This window comes from Pseudomonas sp. P39-UII1 (assembly GCF_039672635.1).
GTDB lineage: Bacteria > Pseudomonadota > Gammaproteobacteria > Pseudomonadales > Pseudomonadaceae > Aquipseudomonas.
On the sequence record NZ_JBDFPP010000003.1, the window covers coordinates 82,542 to 98,084 of the forward strand.

Sequence of the window (15,543 nt, forward strand, 5' to 3'; positions counted from 1 at the left end):
ATGGAGCGGCGCGTGAACACTAAGCCATAGCTTAGATGGGCGCAAAGATATTGGATCCATTAATTGTCATATTGTATGAAAGTACGGGGGATAACCCTGACCTGAAAAACAAGGACGCACTCTTCTCGCCCCCACGGCCAGCACACTCACTATCCTTGTCGAAGCCGCAGGAAGCGGCGCCCTCCTCATCGACAACGGAGCGTCCATGTCCCTCGCCCTCGTCCATAGCCGCGCACAGGTTGGCGTCCAGGCCCCTGCGGTCAGCGTCGAAACTCACCTGGCCAACGGCCTGCCACAACTCACCTTGGTAGGCCTGCCCGAGACGACGGTGAAGGAAAGCAAGGACCGAGTGCGCAGCGCCATCGTCAACTCCGGCCTGATCTACCCGCAAAGGCGCATCACCCAGAACCTGGCGCCGGCTGACCTGCCAAAGGACGGTGGCCGCTACGACCTGGCCATTGCCCTGGGCATACTGGCCGCCGACGGCCAAGTGCCGGTGGCAGCCTTGGTCGATATGGAGTGCCTTGGCGAGCTGGCGCTTTCCGGCAAACTGCGCCCAGTGCGCGGCGTGCTGCCTGCCGCCTTGGCGGCGCGGGCGGCAGGCAGGGCGCTGGTGGTGCCACGGGAAAACGCCGAGGAGGCGAGCCTTGCGGGTGGTCTGGTGGTGTATGCAGCAGGGCATCTGCTGGAACTGGTGGCTCATCTGAATGGGCAGGTACCACTACCGCCATTTGCCGCCAATGGTTTGATGCTGAAAAGTCAACCCTACCCCGACTTGAGCGAAGTCCAGGGGCAGATTGCCGCCAAACGCGCGTTGCTGTTGGCCGCAGCCGGGGCGCACAACCTGCTTTTTACCGGGCCGCCAGGCACGGGCAAGACGCTGCTCGCCAGCCGCCTGCCCGGCCTGTTGCCGCCGCTGGATGAACACGAAGCGCTGGAAGTGGCCGCTATCCAATCGGTGAGTGGGAATGCGCCTTTGAACAGCTGGCCGCAGCGGCCCTTCCGCCATCCGCACCACTCGGCCTCGGGCCCGGCACTGGTCGGCGGCAGCAGCCGGCCGCAGCCTGGTGAAATCACCCTGGCGCACCACGGCGTACTTTTTCTGGATGAGTTGCCGGAGTTTGAACGCCGTGTGCTGGAGGTGCTGCGCGAGCCGCTGGAGTCTGGCGAGATCGTGATTGCGCGGGCGCGGGACAAAGTGCGCTTTCCTGCGCGTTTCCAGTTGGTGGCGGCCATGAACCCCTGCCCTTGCGGTTACCTCGGCGACCCCACCGGCCGCTGCCGCTGCAGCACCGAGCAGATCCAACGCTACCGCAACAAGCTGTCCGGCCCGTTGCTGGACCGCATCGACCTGCACCTGACCGTCGCGCGCGAAACCACCACCCTCAATAACCAGCCCAGTGGTGAAACCAGCGCCACTGTGGCGGTGCGGGTGGCTGAAGCACGCGATGTGCAACAACGCAGGCAAGGCTGCGCCAATGCGTTTCTCGCCCTTGAGGGTTTACGCCAGCATTGCCGGTTGGACGCGGCCGACCAGGCTTGGCTGGAAAACGCGTGCGAGCGCCTGACGCTCTCGTTGCGCGCCGCCCACAGGCTGTTGAAGGTAGCGCGCACGCTGGCAGACCTGGAGGGGGCCAGTTCGATCGCGCGTGCGCATCTGGCTGAGGCTTTGCAGTATCGGCCTGGCAGCCTTTAGGACCTTGCCCTGGCATATCTATCAATCGGCCTATTCAGGCCATTGATACTGGCAATTTCAAAGCACTTTGGCGCGGCCCCCATGACCACGAGGGTTCCAGTTGCATCTGTAATACTTAGAAATACTTTCATACAAATTGCAGTTGTACGACATCCTATCTACTGTGTTCGACTGCGCTCGTTTCAACAAGAACAATAATCGGAGACATCCCATGTCGAGCACTCATTCGGCTGAGGGCAGCGCTGCCGCGCCCTCTCAAAGCCGCGTTACGCGGCTGATCAAATTGCTGGGCCCAGGCATCATTGCCGTGCTCTCCTGGCTTGGCGCAGGTGATCTGATAACCTCATCCGTAGCGGGCGCCAACTACGGTTACGCCATGATGTGGGTGCTGGCCGTATCGCTGCTGCTCAGGTACCTGATCGTTAACATCATCGCCCGCTTCCAGCTGTGCAATAACCAAGGCATGACCATCCTCCAGGGCTACGCGCAGCTGCACCCGGTGTTCGCCTGGTTCATGCTGGCGTATGCGCTGCTGATGGGGCATCTGATGAATGCCTACATGATCAAAGGCGCGGGCGAAGCGCTGGCGATGCTGTTGCGCATCGACTACCCGCTGCTGTGCTCGATGGCTGTGGTGCTGGCGGTGTGGATGCTGGTCGGGCGCAATATCTACGCAATGATCGAAGGCGTGATGAAAGTCCTGCTGGCCGTCATGACCTTGGCCTTCCTGGCCCTGGCGTTGATGTCAGGCCCGGATGTGGCCGGCATCGTCAAAGGCACCATCGGCTTCAGCATCCCGGCGGACGAAGGCGTGCACGGTGCGCTGCTGGTGGCCGTTTCGGTGATTGGCGCAGTGGCAGGCTCGGTAGCCAACTTCGTCCACCCCTATGTGATGCGCCAGAAAGGCTGGGTTGGCCCGCAGCACAAGCGCATCCAACGCAACGACCTGCTGTTCGCGGTGTTCGTCGGTATCGTCATCAACCTGGCGATCTGGATCGTCGGCGCGGAAATCCTGCGGCCCAACGGCATCGAAGTGAAGACCCTTGGCGACCTGGGCAAGGCCCTGGAAATGTTCTTCGGCCCAATCGGCTGGTACATCTTCTTCATTGGTGTGTTCGCCACGCTGTTCGCCAGCATTTCCGGCAAGACCACAGCTTTCCCGATGCTCATCACCGACGCCTTCCAGCATGTACGTCCAGAGCGGCGTGAGCGTTACGGCAAAGCGTTTCACAAGGACCCGATGCACAAGTGGTTCATGCTGTTCATTCTGGTCACACCGCTGATCTGGTCCATCCCCGGCATGCCCGACTTCGTGACCCTGACCATCGGCGTCAGCGCGTTGAACATCATCGGTTTGCCAGTGATTTCGCTGGGCCTGTTGATCATGTCCAACCAGAAGTCACTGCTGAGCAAGGAATACCGTAACAACCTGTTCGAGAACATTGCGCTGGCGTTTGCGACGGGGCTGGCGTTGTGGGTGGCGTTCCAGTTGGGGGTGGATCTGTTTAGCTGAGGCGCTTGCCACAGTAGTTGCAGCGCCTATGAGATCGAGCGCCGCCCGCGCGGCGCATCGCGGCTGAAGCCGCTCCTACATTTGTTGCAACGTGCCATGGCCTGACAGGCCATAGTTGTCAGCCTTGTTGGCACGACGCGGTTTCTCGGCTGGCGCTGCTGTCGCCTCACCTGTCATCGGTCATGCACCAAGGCGAACAACCATGGCCTGACTGGAACGGCGCGTTGCAACAAATGTGGGAGCGGCGGTGCGGCGATCCGACTTGCCCCGCGAAGCGCCGCGCGGGCGGCGCTCGATTTACGCATCGCCACAACGCTCAAGGCATGCACTTGACGCCCACCGCGAATAGCGCCCTATCTATTCGCCAAGGCCTCCTCGACCACCTTCAGCAACGCCTCTTCGCTGAACGGCTTCCCCAGGCAAGCCCGCGCCCCGAGCCTCAGCGACATCTGCACCGCCAGGTCATCCCAATGCGCCGACATGCAGATCACCGGCAACCGCCAGCCCCGCTGCGCCAGCTCACGCTGAACCTCCAAACCTGACAGCCCAGGCATTTTCAGGTCCAGCAGCACGCACCCGGCCATCGGTGCCTGCTCCGATGCCAACAGCTCTTCCCCCGAAGCGAACAGCACCGTGCCAAAACCGGCCGAACGCAGCAGGTTGGCCAGGCTTTTGCGCACTGAAGCATCGTCGTCGACAATGCACACCCCTCTGCTCATGCGGCGCCCTGGCCCTCGGCACGGGCCTCGATGAGGTTGTGCATGGCGACCAGTTCGACCAGCGAGCGGGACTGCATCTTGTTCATGATGTTCTTCTTGTGAACCTTGGTCGTCACCTCGCTGGTGCCGATGTGCCTGGCGATCTGTTTGTGCGACAGGCCATCGACCACCAGCGAAAACACCTGGCGCTCACGCTGGGTAAGCCGCTGGTACTTCTCCTTGACCTGCCGAGCCTGCAGCCACTTGCGGCCTTGCACCAAGGCACGCGCGCGCGCAGCATCGAGCACCGCCAGCAGCTGCGCTTCGTCGAAAGGCTTGGTCAGGAACTCCACGGCCCCGGCCCGCATGGCCTGCACGGTCAGGGGGATAGTGCCGTGGCCGGTCATGAAGATGACCGGCCACGGCAGCTCGAGCCGGCGCAGGGCATCTTGCACCTCCAGGCCAGAGGCCTCGGGCAGGTTCATGTCCAGCAGCAGGCAGGCATAGGGCGTGTCGACCTGGCCTTCGAGCAGTTCCTCGGCGCAGGCATACAGCCGATGGGCGATATCTTGCGAGCGGAATAGCCGCCCCAGGGCGTTGCGCACCGACGGGTCGTCATCGACCACCAGCACCGGCACGTTTGCGATATCGCCGACCGGCTCGATGATCTCGGCCAAACCGCACAATGGCGATTTTCCCGACGCCATGCAGGGCACGTCGAGGGTGATATCTGCGGCCAATCGATAGCCACGGCGCGGCACTGTCTGGATCAGCCCGGGGTTGCCGAAGGCCTTGCGCAACAGCGATACCTGCACCTGCAGGTTGTTGTCTTCGACCACCGTGCCAGCCCAGACCTGGCTGAACAGCTCGTCTTTGGCGACCACCCGGCCCTGGGCCCTGATCAATGTCGCCAGCACCTCGAACGCGCGGCCACCCAACGGGATCGGCTTGCCGTCGAGAAAAGCTTCCCGCCGCTGCAGCGACACTTGGGCATTGCCTAATCGGATCATCAACGTCTCTCGCAGGCACGGGCGGTTGCGCGGCCATGTGCAATCTAGGCCAGCGTCCACGTTCAAACAATTATCCCGAGGGATAGGTTGGCCTTAGGCTCTGTACGAAAAGCCCTGCGTCTCAAGGCTTTTCGTACAGAGCCTAGGATACAAGTGCCCGCCGCCCCTCTGGGCACCATAACAGTCAAGATGGTGCCCGTTCCTGCCATGCTGCCTGCAAGCGCCGAGTCTAGCGGCCTTGCTGCGTATACTCGGGCGTCAGGATGTCGTTAGCAGGGGTGTTGAATGCTCGATGAACGCCTTGCGCAAAGGCCTGTCGATTACGACCAGTCGCTCGATGAAAGCTGGCTTAACCGGTGCGATATCACCCCCCTGGGCCAGGAAGGTGACCTCACCTACTTCCGCCTGCGTGACCCCGTCACTCGGCAAGCCTGGCTCGCCGTGCGTGCGCCGGTAGAGGCCCCGGCGGCGTGCCAACGCCTCGAACGCGACTACCGCCTGCAGCTTGACCCGCAATGGGCGGTGATTCCCTCGGCCCTCTTGCGCTCGGCCGAAGGCCCGCTGCTGGTTTACCCCCTCGGCCGCTCCATCGCCGACCTCATTGCCCATGGCCCTGCGGCTATCATGCCGTTCCTCGAGGTGGCGGTGAATGCTGCCAACGCCCTGGCGCAGGCTCACGAACGCAATGTGCTGCATGGTGCCCTGCAACCCGAGCACGTGTGCATCGAGCACCCAAGGCGTGTGCGGCTGGGTTGCTTTCGCGCCGGCAGTGCCGAACTGGTCAGCGGCCAGAATGCGCCGATCGGCAACTGGTCGTACCTGGCACCGGAGCAAATCTGCCCCCACGGCAGCAGCAGCGACCAACGCAGTGATATCTACGCCCTCGGCGCCATCCTCTACCACCTGCTGGTGGGCGAACTGCCGCTGAGCGGGCGCGACAAGCTGCACTGGCGCCAGCTGCATGCGGGTGTACAACCACGGCCTGCCAGTGAACTCGACGCAACGGTGCCGCTGCCACTCAGCCGTATTCTCGCCAAGGCGTTGGCCAAAGAACCCGACGCCCGTTACCAGAGCGCCCAGGCTTTGGCCATCGACCTCGCCCATTGCCAGCGGCAATGGGCGACAAGGAAGGCCATCGAAAACTTCGAGCCGGGCTGCGCCGACAGTGCAGCCCCCAGCCGAGAGCGCCTGTACGGCCGCACCGCCGAGCACAAGGTCATCGCCCTGCTGCTGAAAGCCTCGCGGCGTGACAGCACGCCTCAAGCACTGTTCATCAACGGTGCCACCGGCATGGGCAAGTCCAGCCTGGTCGAAGCCACGCTCAAGGCAGAAGCCCACGGTTACTGGGCGGCCGGCAAGTGCAATAGCCCGGAACAGGCTGTGCCCTACGGGCCCTGGATCGAAATACTGCAATCGCTGACAACCCAGTTGCTGGCGAAGAACAGCCAGGACCTGGATGCATTGCGCCGCGAGATCCTGCGCCGAATCAAAGGCCGTGGCCGGCTGCTGGGCAAGCTTGCCCCAGACCTCAAACTGGTCATCGGCCCACTGCCCGAGCTGCCGGAGAAGCCCACGCGCCTGGCATTGCAGAAAGAACTGCGGGCCATCGTCGAGTTCCTCCATGTGTTCAGCCGGCCGGGGCACCCACTGGCGGTGTTTCTCGACGACATGCAGTGGGCCGACGACGCCACGCGGAACCTGTTGCTGGAGCTGTTCGCCAACCCTCCAGGCAACCTGTTGCTGATCGTCGCCCAGCGCAACGATACGCGGGGTTGCAGTGCACCCGACAACGCCCCGACAGCTATACACAGCACTACCCTGAATTTGCGCCCGCTGCCCGTTGGCGCGGTGACGGAGCTGATCTGCGAGCGCTACCATGTGCCCCCCGAAGCGGCATTGCAGGTTGCTGAGCTGGTGCACGCCAAGACCGCCGGCAACCCGTTCTTCATCAATCAGATACTCACTGCGATGGTCGAGGATCGGCTGTTCACCTTCGACACCCAGGCCATGCGCTGGACATGGTCGCTGGAGGCGGTGGCACGGCACCGTTATGCCGACAACGTCGCCGACCTGATGGTCCAGCGCCTGGCGCGCCTGCCTGCTGCGCAACGCGATGTGCTGCGCATCGCCAGCGCCGTGGGCAACCGCTGTGACGAGCGTTTGCTGCAGTGCCTTCTGGCCCTGCCTGCCGGGCTTGCTACCGAGCCACTCAGGGCGTTGATTGCAGCAGGCTTTCTGCAACCGGGAAAACAGGGCCTGGCTTTCCCCCATGACCGCGTACAGGAGGCCGCTTACGAACTCACGCCAGAACGTGAGCGAGCGCCACTGCATGCGCGCATTGCGCAGGCTATGCACCACACCTGGAAAAACGAGCCACGCGACGGTGTATTCGCCATCGCCAACCAGCTGCAACGCGCCACCCCATGGGCCTTTGCAGCGGATGACTGTGCAGCGTTCCTGCCGTTGCTGCGTGAAGCCGCACTGCGTGCGCGCGACAATGGCGCGGTTGACCAGACCGCCGGCTATCTGAACACGGCCGACCACCTGCTGCGCCTGAGTGCAGCGCCCGACACACATGCCGAGCATGCCTTCGCCATCGCCTGCATGGCGGCCGAGTGCGACATGCAGCTGTCGCACATGCCTCAGGCTGAAGCGCGCATCACTGAATGCCGGCAACGGGCACGCGCGGCCCCGGACAAGGCCCGGGTATGCCGGCTGCAGGCACGCTTGCACACATTGCGTGGTGACTATCAGGCGGGCATCGATGTGGCGCTTTCGGGCCTCGAACTGCTGGGCATCACCCTGCCCCGGCGCGCCAACCAGGCTCAAGTCGAGGCCAGCTATGACCGCGTGCAAGGGCTGATCGAGCAGCAAGGTCGTCACTGCCTGGAGTCACTGCCACGCACCGATTCTGAAGAAATCACGGTTGCGATCAGCCTGCTCGCGACCTTGTCGTCGTCTTTTTTCGTGCAGGAGGACGTCTGCTTTCTGCACCTGGCCAAGCTCATGGAGCTGTCCCTGGTCCAGGGCGTCGCGCCTGGCAGCACCTACGGCATGGCCTGGTTCGGTGTAATGATCGCCGAGCGCTTCGGTGCTTACCACGACGGGCATGCCTACTGCCTTGCGGCTTTGAAGCTGATCGAGCGGCATGGCTTCGAGACCGACCTGACCAGCGCTCTGCTCGCCCTCGACCAGGTCAGCGCCTGGACTGCACCCATGGAATTCGCCCGGCGCACCGCGTTGGAGGCGGTCGATTCAGGCCGCGTCAGCGGCGATTTGGCGATGAGCTGCTACGCCTGCAATCACCTGGTTTCAGACTCGCTGTTCATGGGCCGCTTCTTGCAGGACGTCGCCGCCGAGGTGGCGCAAGGCCTGGCCACGGTGCGCCGCGTTCACTATAGCGATGTGGAACAGATTCTGTTGGCCCAGCAGGCATTTGTCGCCAACCTGAGCGGCACCCCCTTCGTAGGCTCGACTGTAGAGGTGAAGTCGCACACGACCCTGTTCTTCAAGCACCTGTTCAGCGGCATGTCGGCCTTTTATATGGGTAACATCAAACAGGCGATGCACAGCCTGGCCTGCGCCGCCGAACACACTTGGGCGGCGCCTGCGCACATCAACCTGGCCGACTATCACCTGTTCCATGGGCTGACCCTGGGCAGCCCGGAAGCACCCGGCAGCCTCGCCAGCAAACTGGCCAAACTGCAAACAGTGCGCGAGCGCTTCGCCGGCTGGGCAAGCTTCAACCCGGTGACCTTTCGCAACAAGCTGCTGTTGATCGAAGGCGTGATCGCCAAGCTAAACGGCGATGGCCTGGCTGCTATCCGCTGCTTCGACCAGGCGCAGATCGCGGCCACCGCAGCCGGCTTCATTCACGAGCAGGCCCTGGCCCATGAGCAGCTGGCAGAGGTGTGCATCCCCAGCGGGCTGATCTCTGGCGCCAACTTGCACCTGCGCATTGCCCGCGACTGTTTTCATATCTGGGGCGCGACCGGCAAGGTGCGCCAGCTGGAGACCCTGCACCCATTTCTGCGCACGCAACCCGTGCAGGAAACCTACCGCACCGCCAGCCAGGCACGGCTGGACCTGGAAGCCGGTGTCGAGGCAGCACGGGCATTGTCCGAAGAGGTGTTGCTCGAAGGGTTGATCGAAACGCTGATGGGCCACCTGACCCAGCACTCCGGTGCCGACCACGGCGCCTTGCTGATCGTCAGCGGTGCCGAGTTTCAAATGGCGGCCCTGGCCTACATCGACGACGCTGGCCTGCACGTGCGCATGGACAACTGCCAGAAGTTCCTCACCCAGGCGCCACTGTCGATCATCAACGCCACCATGCGCACCAAGAAGCCGCTGGTGCTCAACGACGCGCTCAGCGATTGCCCGGAAGCGTTCCGCTCGGAACTGCATGCACGCCATGCGCGCTCGGTGCTTTGCCTGCCGCTGGTGATCCAGGGTGTGCTGATCGGGCTGGTTTATCTGGAAAACCGCCTGGTGCCGAACCTGTTCGGCAGCCAGCGCCTGGCCATGCTCGAGATACTTGCGTCACAGGCGGCAGTGTCGCTGCAGACCGCCAAGTTCTATACCCGCCTGGCCGAAGACAACCAGGCCCGCGCGCAGATGGAGGCCGAACTGCGCCGGTCGCGTGCAGCGCTGGCCAGCAGTGCGCACCTGCAGGTGATGAATGAGCTGTCGGCGTCCATCGCCCACGAAATCAGCCAGCCGTTGCTGGGCATCGCCTCCAACGCAGCCGCCAGCCTGCGCTGGCTAAAGCGTGAACAGCCCGACCTGGACGAAGCCATTGCAGGCTTGGAAGACATCCGCAACGACAGCGAACGCGCGGCAAACATCGTGCGGGCGTTGCGTTCGTTGGCCAAGCAATCGCCGATGCAGCTCAAGGCAGTAAAGCTGGATGAGTTGATTCTCGAGGTAGTGCGGCTGACTTCGGCAGACGCCCACAGAGGCACAGTGAACGTGCAGACCCAGCTACAGGCGGGCGTGAGCGTGATGGCCGACCCGGTGCAGTTGCAGCAGCTGGTGTTCAACCTGATCACCAATGCGCTGGAGGCATTGGCGGGGTATCGCAGTGATGGGTTGCTGCGAATTTCGTCCCAGGTGCTGGCGGACAGGGTGGAGGTTTGCGTGGACGATAACGGGCCGGGGATCGCGCCAGAAGACCGGGAGCGGGTGTTCGGAGCGTTCTATACCACCAAGAGCAGCGGCCTGGGGATGGGGCTGGCGATCTGCGGTTCAGTGGTGCAAGCCCATGGTGGGCAGCTGCAGGCGCAGGTTTCGGAGCTGGGCGGGTGCAGGATTCGTTTTACTATGCCGATGCCCGCTGGCAACTGAATCGTTAGCCTGTCGCGGCGTTGGCTCATGGGATGACTCCTTGGGTTGAATAGCGGACCTCGGCACTGGCCCGAGGGCTTATACCGGGGGATAAAGCCGTCTTAAGGTTCACCCGCGTCGACTGGCGCCAAGCCTTGGGTGGCTGGCCGACCAGGCGGCTGAAGGCGCGGGTGAAATGCGCCTGGTCGCAGAAGCCGCATTCAAGGCTCACGTGGGTGATCGGCGCCTCTGTGGCCAGCAGGCGCTTGGCCTTCTCCATGCGCGCCAGCAAGCGCCAGGCTTGGGGCGACAGGCCGGTGTTGACCTTGAAGGCGCGCGAGAAATGGCTGCGCGTGAGGTTGCACACACCCGCGATCTCGATGATCGACAGTGAGCTGCGCAGCATCAGTTCCTTGGCCTGGCGCAGGCGCGCGGGGGTCAGGGCACCGGGGGTATTCGGGCAGTTTTGGGGCGTCCCAGGGTTCATGGCGACTCTCCTGATCAATGCAGAAAGTCTCGCCCTCAGCAGGTGACAAAGTCCTGAGCCAAACCTGAATAGTTCTTAATTGAGCGCTGCTGGCCCCGCCGCGTTACCGATACCTTAAGATGCACTTCGTTCTCAGCTTCACGCCGCCGCAAGCGGCCAGTATTCAAGGCGAAAGAGGTATGCAGGAAAATCGCGCTCATCGCACCGTGGCCATGGTGCTGTTCAACGATGTGCTGTTGCTGGACGTCACCGGCCCCATGGATGTCTTTGCCATCGCCAACCGATTCTTGCCTGAAGACCGGCGCTACCGGCTGGTTACCGTGGCGCAAAGCCAAGGTGCCATCCGCAGTTCATGCGGCTTGAAGGTATTGGCAGATCTACGCCTGGAAGACCTCCCCGCCAACATCGAACTGCTGCTGGTACCGGGCGGGCCTGGGGCCTATGACGTCGCCCTGCCCGAGCTGGAGCACTGGCTACCTGGGGCTGTACGGGGTGCCAAACGCTTCGGCGCCATCTGCACTGGGGTTTTTCTGCTCGCGCGGGCCGGCCTGCTCGGCGGTTATCGCTGCACTACGCACTGGAATTACGTGGAGCGCCTGGCACGCGCGTTCCCGCAAGCGAAGGTCGAGACAGAGCAGATCTACGTGGTCGACCGCGACTTGATCACCTCTGGCGGGATCACCGCAGGCATCGACCTGGCGTTGGCCATCGTCGCGGAAGATCACGGCAAGGCGCTGGCCCTGGAAGTGGCCAAGGTGCTGCTGGTGGCCCGCCATCGCCAGGGCGGGCAGACACCTTATGGGCCGCTGCTGGCAGCGGTACCGCGCGATGGCTCGGCGATCGCGCGGGTGCAGGCGTATATCGTCGACCATATAGACCAGGCCTTTACCGTGCAGAAGATGGCCGACCTGGTGGCGATGAGTGGGCGCAATTTCGCCCGAACCTTCCAGCGCGAGGTGGGCATAACGCCGTTGCAGTACCTGCAGAATGCGCGAATCGACCAGGCGCGCAAACTGCTCGAAGGCAGCGACCGTCCGTTGAAGGTGGTGGCGGCGCAGTGTGGATTTGGCAGTGACCGGCATATGCGCAAGGTGTTCTGCGAGCGGATCGGCATGACGCCGGCGCAGTATCGAGCGCAGTTTGGTGGCGGCTGACTGTCAACCAATACGGGACAATGTTTCTCCTGCAGCCCCGATTGTTTGAAACAGCCACAATCCCCAGAATTGTCCGCCACACTGTTCTAACGCTGCCCCGGCAGCTCATGGAGTTCGAGCCAATGCCACACGAAGGCAGCCTTCTACAAACCGCGGTGATTTTTCTACTCGCCGCGGTCCTCGCCGTCCCCCTGGCCAAACGCTTGCAACTGGGTGCCGTGATTGGTTACCTGCTGGCCGGCGTGGCCATCGGCCCGCAAGCCCTCGGCCTGATCCGCGACACTGAAAGCGTGGCGCATATCTCCGAGCTGGGCGTGGTCCTGCTGCTGTTCATCATCGGCCTGGAATTATCCCCCAAACGCCTGTGGCTGATGCGCAAGTCGGTGTTCGGCGTGGGTACTGCGCAGGTGCTGCTGACTGGCGCACTGATCGGCGCCATCGCGCTGTTCGGCTTCGGCCAGTCGCTGCCGGCGGCCATCGTGGTCGGCCTTGGCCTGGCGTTGTCGTCCACCGCCCTGGGCTTGCAGAGCCTGGCCGAGAACAAGCAGCTCAACGCTCCACATGGCCGCCTGGCATTTGCCATTCTGCTGTTCCAGGACATCGCCGCGATCCCGCTGATTGCCCTGGTCCCGTTGCTGGCCGCCAGCGGCCCGGACACCAGCCACGGTGACAGCCTGGAGCATGGCCTGAAGGTGTTCGCCAGCATCGCTGTGGTGATCGTCGGCGGTCGCTACCTGTTGCGCCCGGTGTTCCGCATCGTCGCCCGCACCGGCCTGCCGGAAGTGTCCACCGCCACCGCGCTGCTGGTAGTGATCGGCACCGCCTGGCTGATGGAGGAAGCCGGAATTTCCATGGCTTTGGGCGCCTTCCTTGCCGGCCTGCTGCTGGCCGACTCTGAATACCGCCACGAGCTGGAGTCGCAGATCGAACCCTTCAAAGGCCTGCTGCTTGGGCTGTTCTTCATGAGCGTCGGCATGGGCGCCAACCTGAGCCTGCTGCTGGAAATGCCGCTGGTGCTGCTGGGGCTGACCTTGCTGTTGGTGGCGGTCAAACTGGTGCTGCTGGTTGGCGTCGGGCGCCTGGCCGGTGGCCTGAACAGCGCCAGCGCGCTGCGCCTGGGTATGGTGCTTGCGGCTGGCGGTGAATTCGCTTTCGTGGTGTTCAAACTGGGCAAGGACCAAGGGCTGTTCGATACCCAGACCTACGACCTGCTGTTGATGACCATCACCCTGTCGATGGCCATCACTCCGCTGTTGATGCTCGGCTGCGCCCGCGCCCTCAAACGCCCGCAACCTGCGCGGGAGGTGCCCGAGCAGTACAAGACCATCGACGCCGGCACGCCGCGTGTGGTGATCGTCGGCATGGGCCGCATGGGGCAGATCGTGTCGCGCATCCTGCGTGCACAGAAGATCCCCTTCGTCGCCTTGGAAACTTCGGTGGACGCCATCGAGATGACTCGCATGTTCGAACAGGCCCCGGTGTTCTACGGCGACCCGCTGCGCCCCGAAGTGCTGCATGCAGCCAAGGTCGGCGAGGCCGAATACTTCGTCATCACCACCGACGACCCGGAAGTCACCACCCGCACGGCGGAACGGGTCAAGCGCCTGTACCCGCACTTGAAGGTGCTGGCCCGCGCCCGTAACCGCCAGCATGTGCACAAGCTGGTGGACGTAGGTGCCGAGCCGATTCGCGAAACGTTCTATTCGAGCCTGGAAATGACCCGCCGCGCGCTGGTCGGGCTCGGGCTGAGCAGTGAACAGGCAGCGGACCGCATCGAGCGGTTTGCCCAGCATGACGAGGAAGTGCTGGAGGCGCAGGGGCAGGTACGTGATGACCGGGCCAAGGTGATGCAGACGGCGAAGGAAGCGCGGGTGGAGCTGGAGCGGTTGTTTGATTCGGATGCGGATTGAGGCTGGTAGGTCGAAACACAAAGAGGGCTTCTGCCTAATGCTGTTCACTTAAGTTATGCATCGCCGGTGTTGTGGCCGCAGAGCGGCACCGGCATTCTTAAGTGAACAGCATTAGGCTTCTGCCCTCTTTTTTGGACTCGAAATCTCGAGAGCTGCCCCACCTTAATTGAGGAAACACCCTACACAATGAGTCCCCCCTCGTCTGATAGCCCGAGGAAACCCTTCTCAATAGGCTCACCTGGTCGCCACCGCTCCAGCGACTCTGATCGCAGCCAGGTATCCATTGAGCTCCACCAATCCAACCGCGAGCGTCGCAGAGAAGAAAGGCCAGAATACCTGGCGGGACGAGCGACAGCCCGATCTCAGAACGCTTGTTCGTGATATGCGTACCCAACCCGTTGAAGAGTTAGCCGCTGCCCCATCGCACGATGCCGCAATGGAGCTTGCTGCAATCCATCTGGGTTTGAGCAATGCAAGGGCTGACTCAGTAACCGTCACCACCCCAATGGGCGTTATCCGAATTCAGCGCAGCTGTGTACACCACATCGTCAAGAAACGACAAGACGCCAGGGAACGTTATGTGAAAGTAGCGCTGGATACATTAACCGGGCCGTTCGAGGTGTGGGAGGTCGCTTACACCAATGACACCAACAGGCTGGCTTTCATAGGCGTTTACGAGACCAAGCGGCAGATGCTGGTGGTGGTAACACTCCACAACGGCAAAATGTTGTGGAACTTCATGCAGTGCGATGCAAAGGCACTGAACAAGCATCGTCATGGGAAACTGCTCTACAAGCGATACTGTTTGCTGTCGAGCAAAGAAAAGGGCCACTGTCACCAGTGGCCCTGTAACCATGCTTGATATTCATATACACACCCTCAAGCCAGGGTGTGGAGGTCTCACCCGACGTTGATGATCCAGCCATCGACGGGGTTCCTACGCCAGCTATTGCCGCTGAATGGCAGCTGGTTTCGCGCTCACGTAAAACGCTAACAACACTTCAGGATCTAGTCAACGATGGCCCCATTGCGGAGGCCATGCATAAAGTTACTTCGTATTACTTACCAGCAGTCAACGCGTTATAGCTGGTCATCAAATTCCGATAATCCGGAATGTGGTTGGAGCACAGCGCCGCCAACCCTTCAACATCGTTGCGCCAGTCGCGATGCAGTTCGCACGCCACACCGAACCAGGTCATCAGCTGCGCCCCTGCCTGGCTCATGCGGTCGTGGGCTGCTTCGCGGGTCATCTCGTTGAAGGTGCCGGAGGCATCGGTTACCACGAACACGTCGAACTCTTCTTCCAGCGCGGCCAGGGCCGGGAACGCGACGCATACCTCCGTCACTACACCGGCAATGATCAGTTGCTTCTTGCCGGTGGCCTTCACTGCCTTGACGAAGTCTTCGTTGTCCCAAGCATTGATCTGGCCTGGGCGGGCGATGTACGGGGCGTCGGGGAACAGGGCTTTGAGCTCCGGTACCAGCGGGCCGTTGGGGCCTTGTTCGAAGCTGGTGGTGAGGATGGTCGGCAGGTTGAAGAACTTGGCAAGGTCGGCCAGGGCCAGCACGTTGTTCTTGAACTTGTCCGGCTCGATGTCACGCACCAGCGACAGCAGGCCAGCCTGGTGGTCGACCAGCAGCACGGCAGCGTCGTCTTTGTTCAGGCGGTTGTAGGTGAATTTGCTCATGGTCTGTGCTCCTAAGGTTTATGAATTTTTCAGCAATCTGGGGTGTTTCGCGTTGATGGGCA

General features: G+C 62.4%; 9 protein-coding genes and 1 pseudogene. 6 read left to right on the forward strand and 4 right to left on the reverse strand.

Annotated features, from left to right (window positions below; translation table 11 throughout):
- Positions 1–205 precede the first annotated feature (205 nt).
- Together ABEH27_RS05570 and ABEH27_RS05575 are read left to right on the forward strand one after the other, a co-directional pair.
- Positions 206–1,696, forward strand: coding sequence for a YifB family Mg chelatase-like AAA ATPase (locus ABEH27_RS05570; protein ID WP_346612606.1), 1,491 nt, complete (start codon positions 206–208; stop codon positions 1,694–1,696).
- A gap of 211 nt (positions 1,697–1,907) precedes the next feature.
- On the forward strand, positions 1,908–3,209 hold the full coding sequence (locus ABEH27_RS05575; protein WP_346612607.1) for an Nramp family divalent metal transporter: 1,302 nt from the start codon (positions 1,908–1,910) through the stop codon (positions 3,207–3,209).
- Between the two features lie 353 nt (positions 3,210–3,562).
- On the opposite strand, the gene ABEH27_RS05580 is transcribed toward ABEH27_RS05575, so the two are convergent.
- Positions 3,563–3,928, reverse strand: a complete 366-nt coding sequence (locus ABEH27_RS05580; protein ID WP_346612608.1) for a response regulator — start codon at positions 3,926–3,928, stop codon at positions 3,563–3,565.
- A complete protein-coding gene (locus tag ABEH27_RS05585) occupies positions 3,925–4,917 on the reverse strand; it encodes a response regulator (RefSeq protein ID WP_346612609.1) in 993 nt (330 codons plus the stop codon). The genes ABEH27_RS05580 and ABEH27_RS05585 overlap by 4 nt, the downstream gene beginning before the upstream one ends.
- 285 nt (positions 4,918–5,202) lie before the next feature.
- Here ABEH27_RS05585 and ABEH27_RS05590 point away from each other — a divergent pair, with 285 nt between their 5' ends.
- Positions 5,203–10,263 (forward strand): AAA family ATPase, encoded by a 5,061-nt coding sequence (locus tag ABEH27_RS05590; protein WP_346612610.1) that lies wholly within the window; start codon positions 5,203–5,205, stop codon positions 10,261–10,263.
- A 106-nt stretch (positions 10,264–10,369) separates the two neighbouring features.
- On the opposite strand, the pseudogene ABEH27_RS05595 reads toward ABEH27_RS05590, so the two are convergent.
- Positions 10,370–10,729 (reverse strand): annotated as a pseudogene (locus ABEH27_RS05595) (AraC family transcriptional regulator); the annotation flags it as partial.
- 179 nt (positions 10,730–10,908) lie between these two features.
- Between ABEH27_RS05595 and ABEH27_RS05600 the strand changes: the two are divergent.
- The 3 genes from ABEH27_RS05600 to ABEH27_RS05610 all read left to right on the forward strand — a co-directional run bounded on the left by ABEH27_RS05600 (position 10,909) and on the right by ABEH27_RS05610 (position 14,655).
- Positions 10,909–11,883, forward strand: a complete 975-nt coding sequence (locus tag ABEH27_RS05600; protein ID WP_346612611.1) for a GlxA family transcriptional regulator — start codon at positions 10,909–10,911, stop codon at positions 11,881–11,883.
- A gap of 122 nt (positions 11,884–12,005) precedes the next feature.
- The gene (locus tag ABEH27_RS05605; protein ID WP_346612612.1) at positions 12,006–13,793 is read left to right on the forward strand and encodes a monovalent cation:proton antiporter-2 (CPA2) family protein; all 1,788 of its coding nucleotides are present in this window, start codon (positions 12,006–12,008) and stop codon (positions 13,791–13,793) included.
- A 283-nt stretch (positions 13,794–14,076) separates the two neighbouring features.
- Entirely contained in the window at positions 14,077–14,655 is a 579-nt protein-coding gene (locus ABEH27_RS05610; protein ID WP_346612613.1) for a PBECR2 nuclease fold domain-containing protein, read from the forward strand.
- A 196-nt stretch (positions 14,656–14,851) separates the two neighbouring features.
- On the opposite strand, the gene ycaC is transcribed toward ABEH27_RS05610, so the two are convergent.
- Positions 14,852–15,481 carry an isochorismate family cysteine hydrolase YcaC gene (ycaC, locus tag ABEH27_RS05615; RefSeq protein ID WP_346612614.1) on the reverse strand — a complete coding sequence of 210 codons (630 nt, stop codon included), beginning with the start codon at positions 15,479–15,481 and terminating at the stop codon, positions 14,852–14,854.
- Positions 15,482–15,543 lie beyond the last annotated feature (62 nt).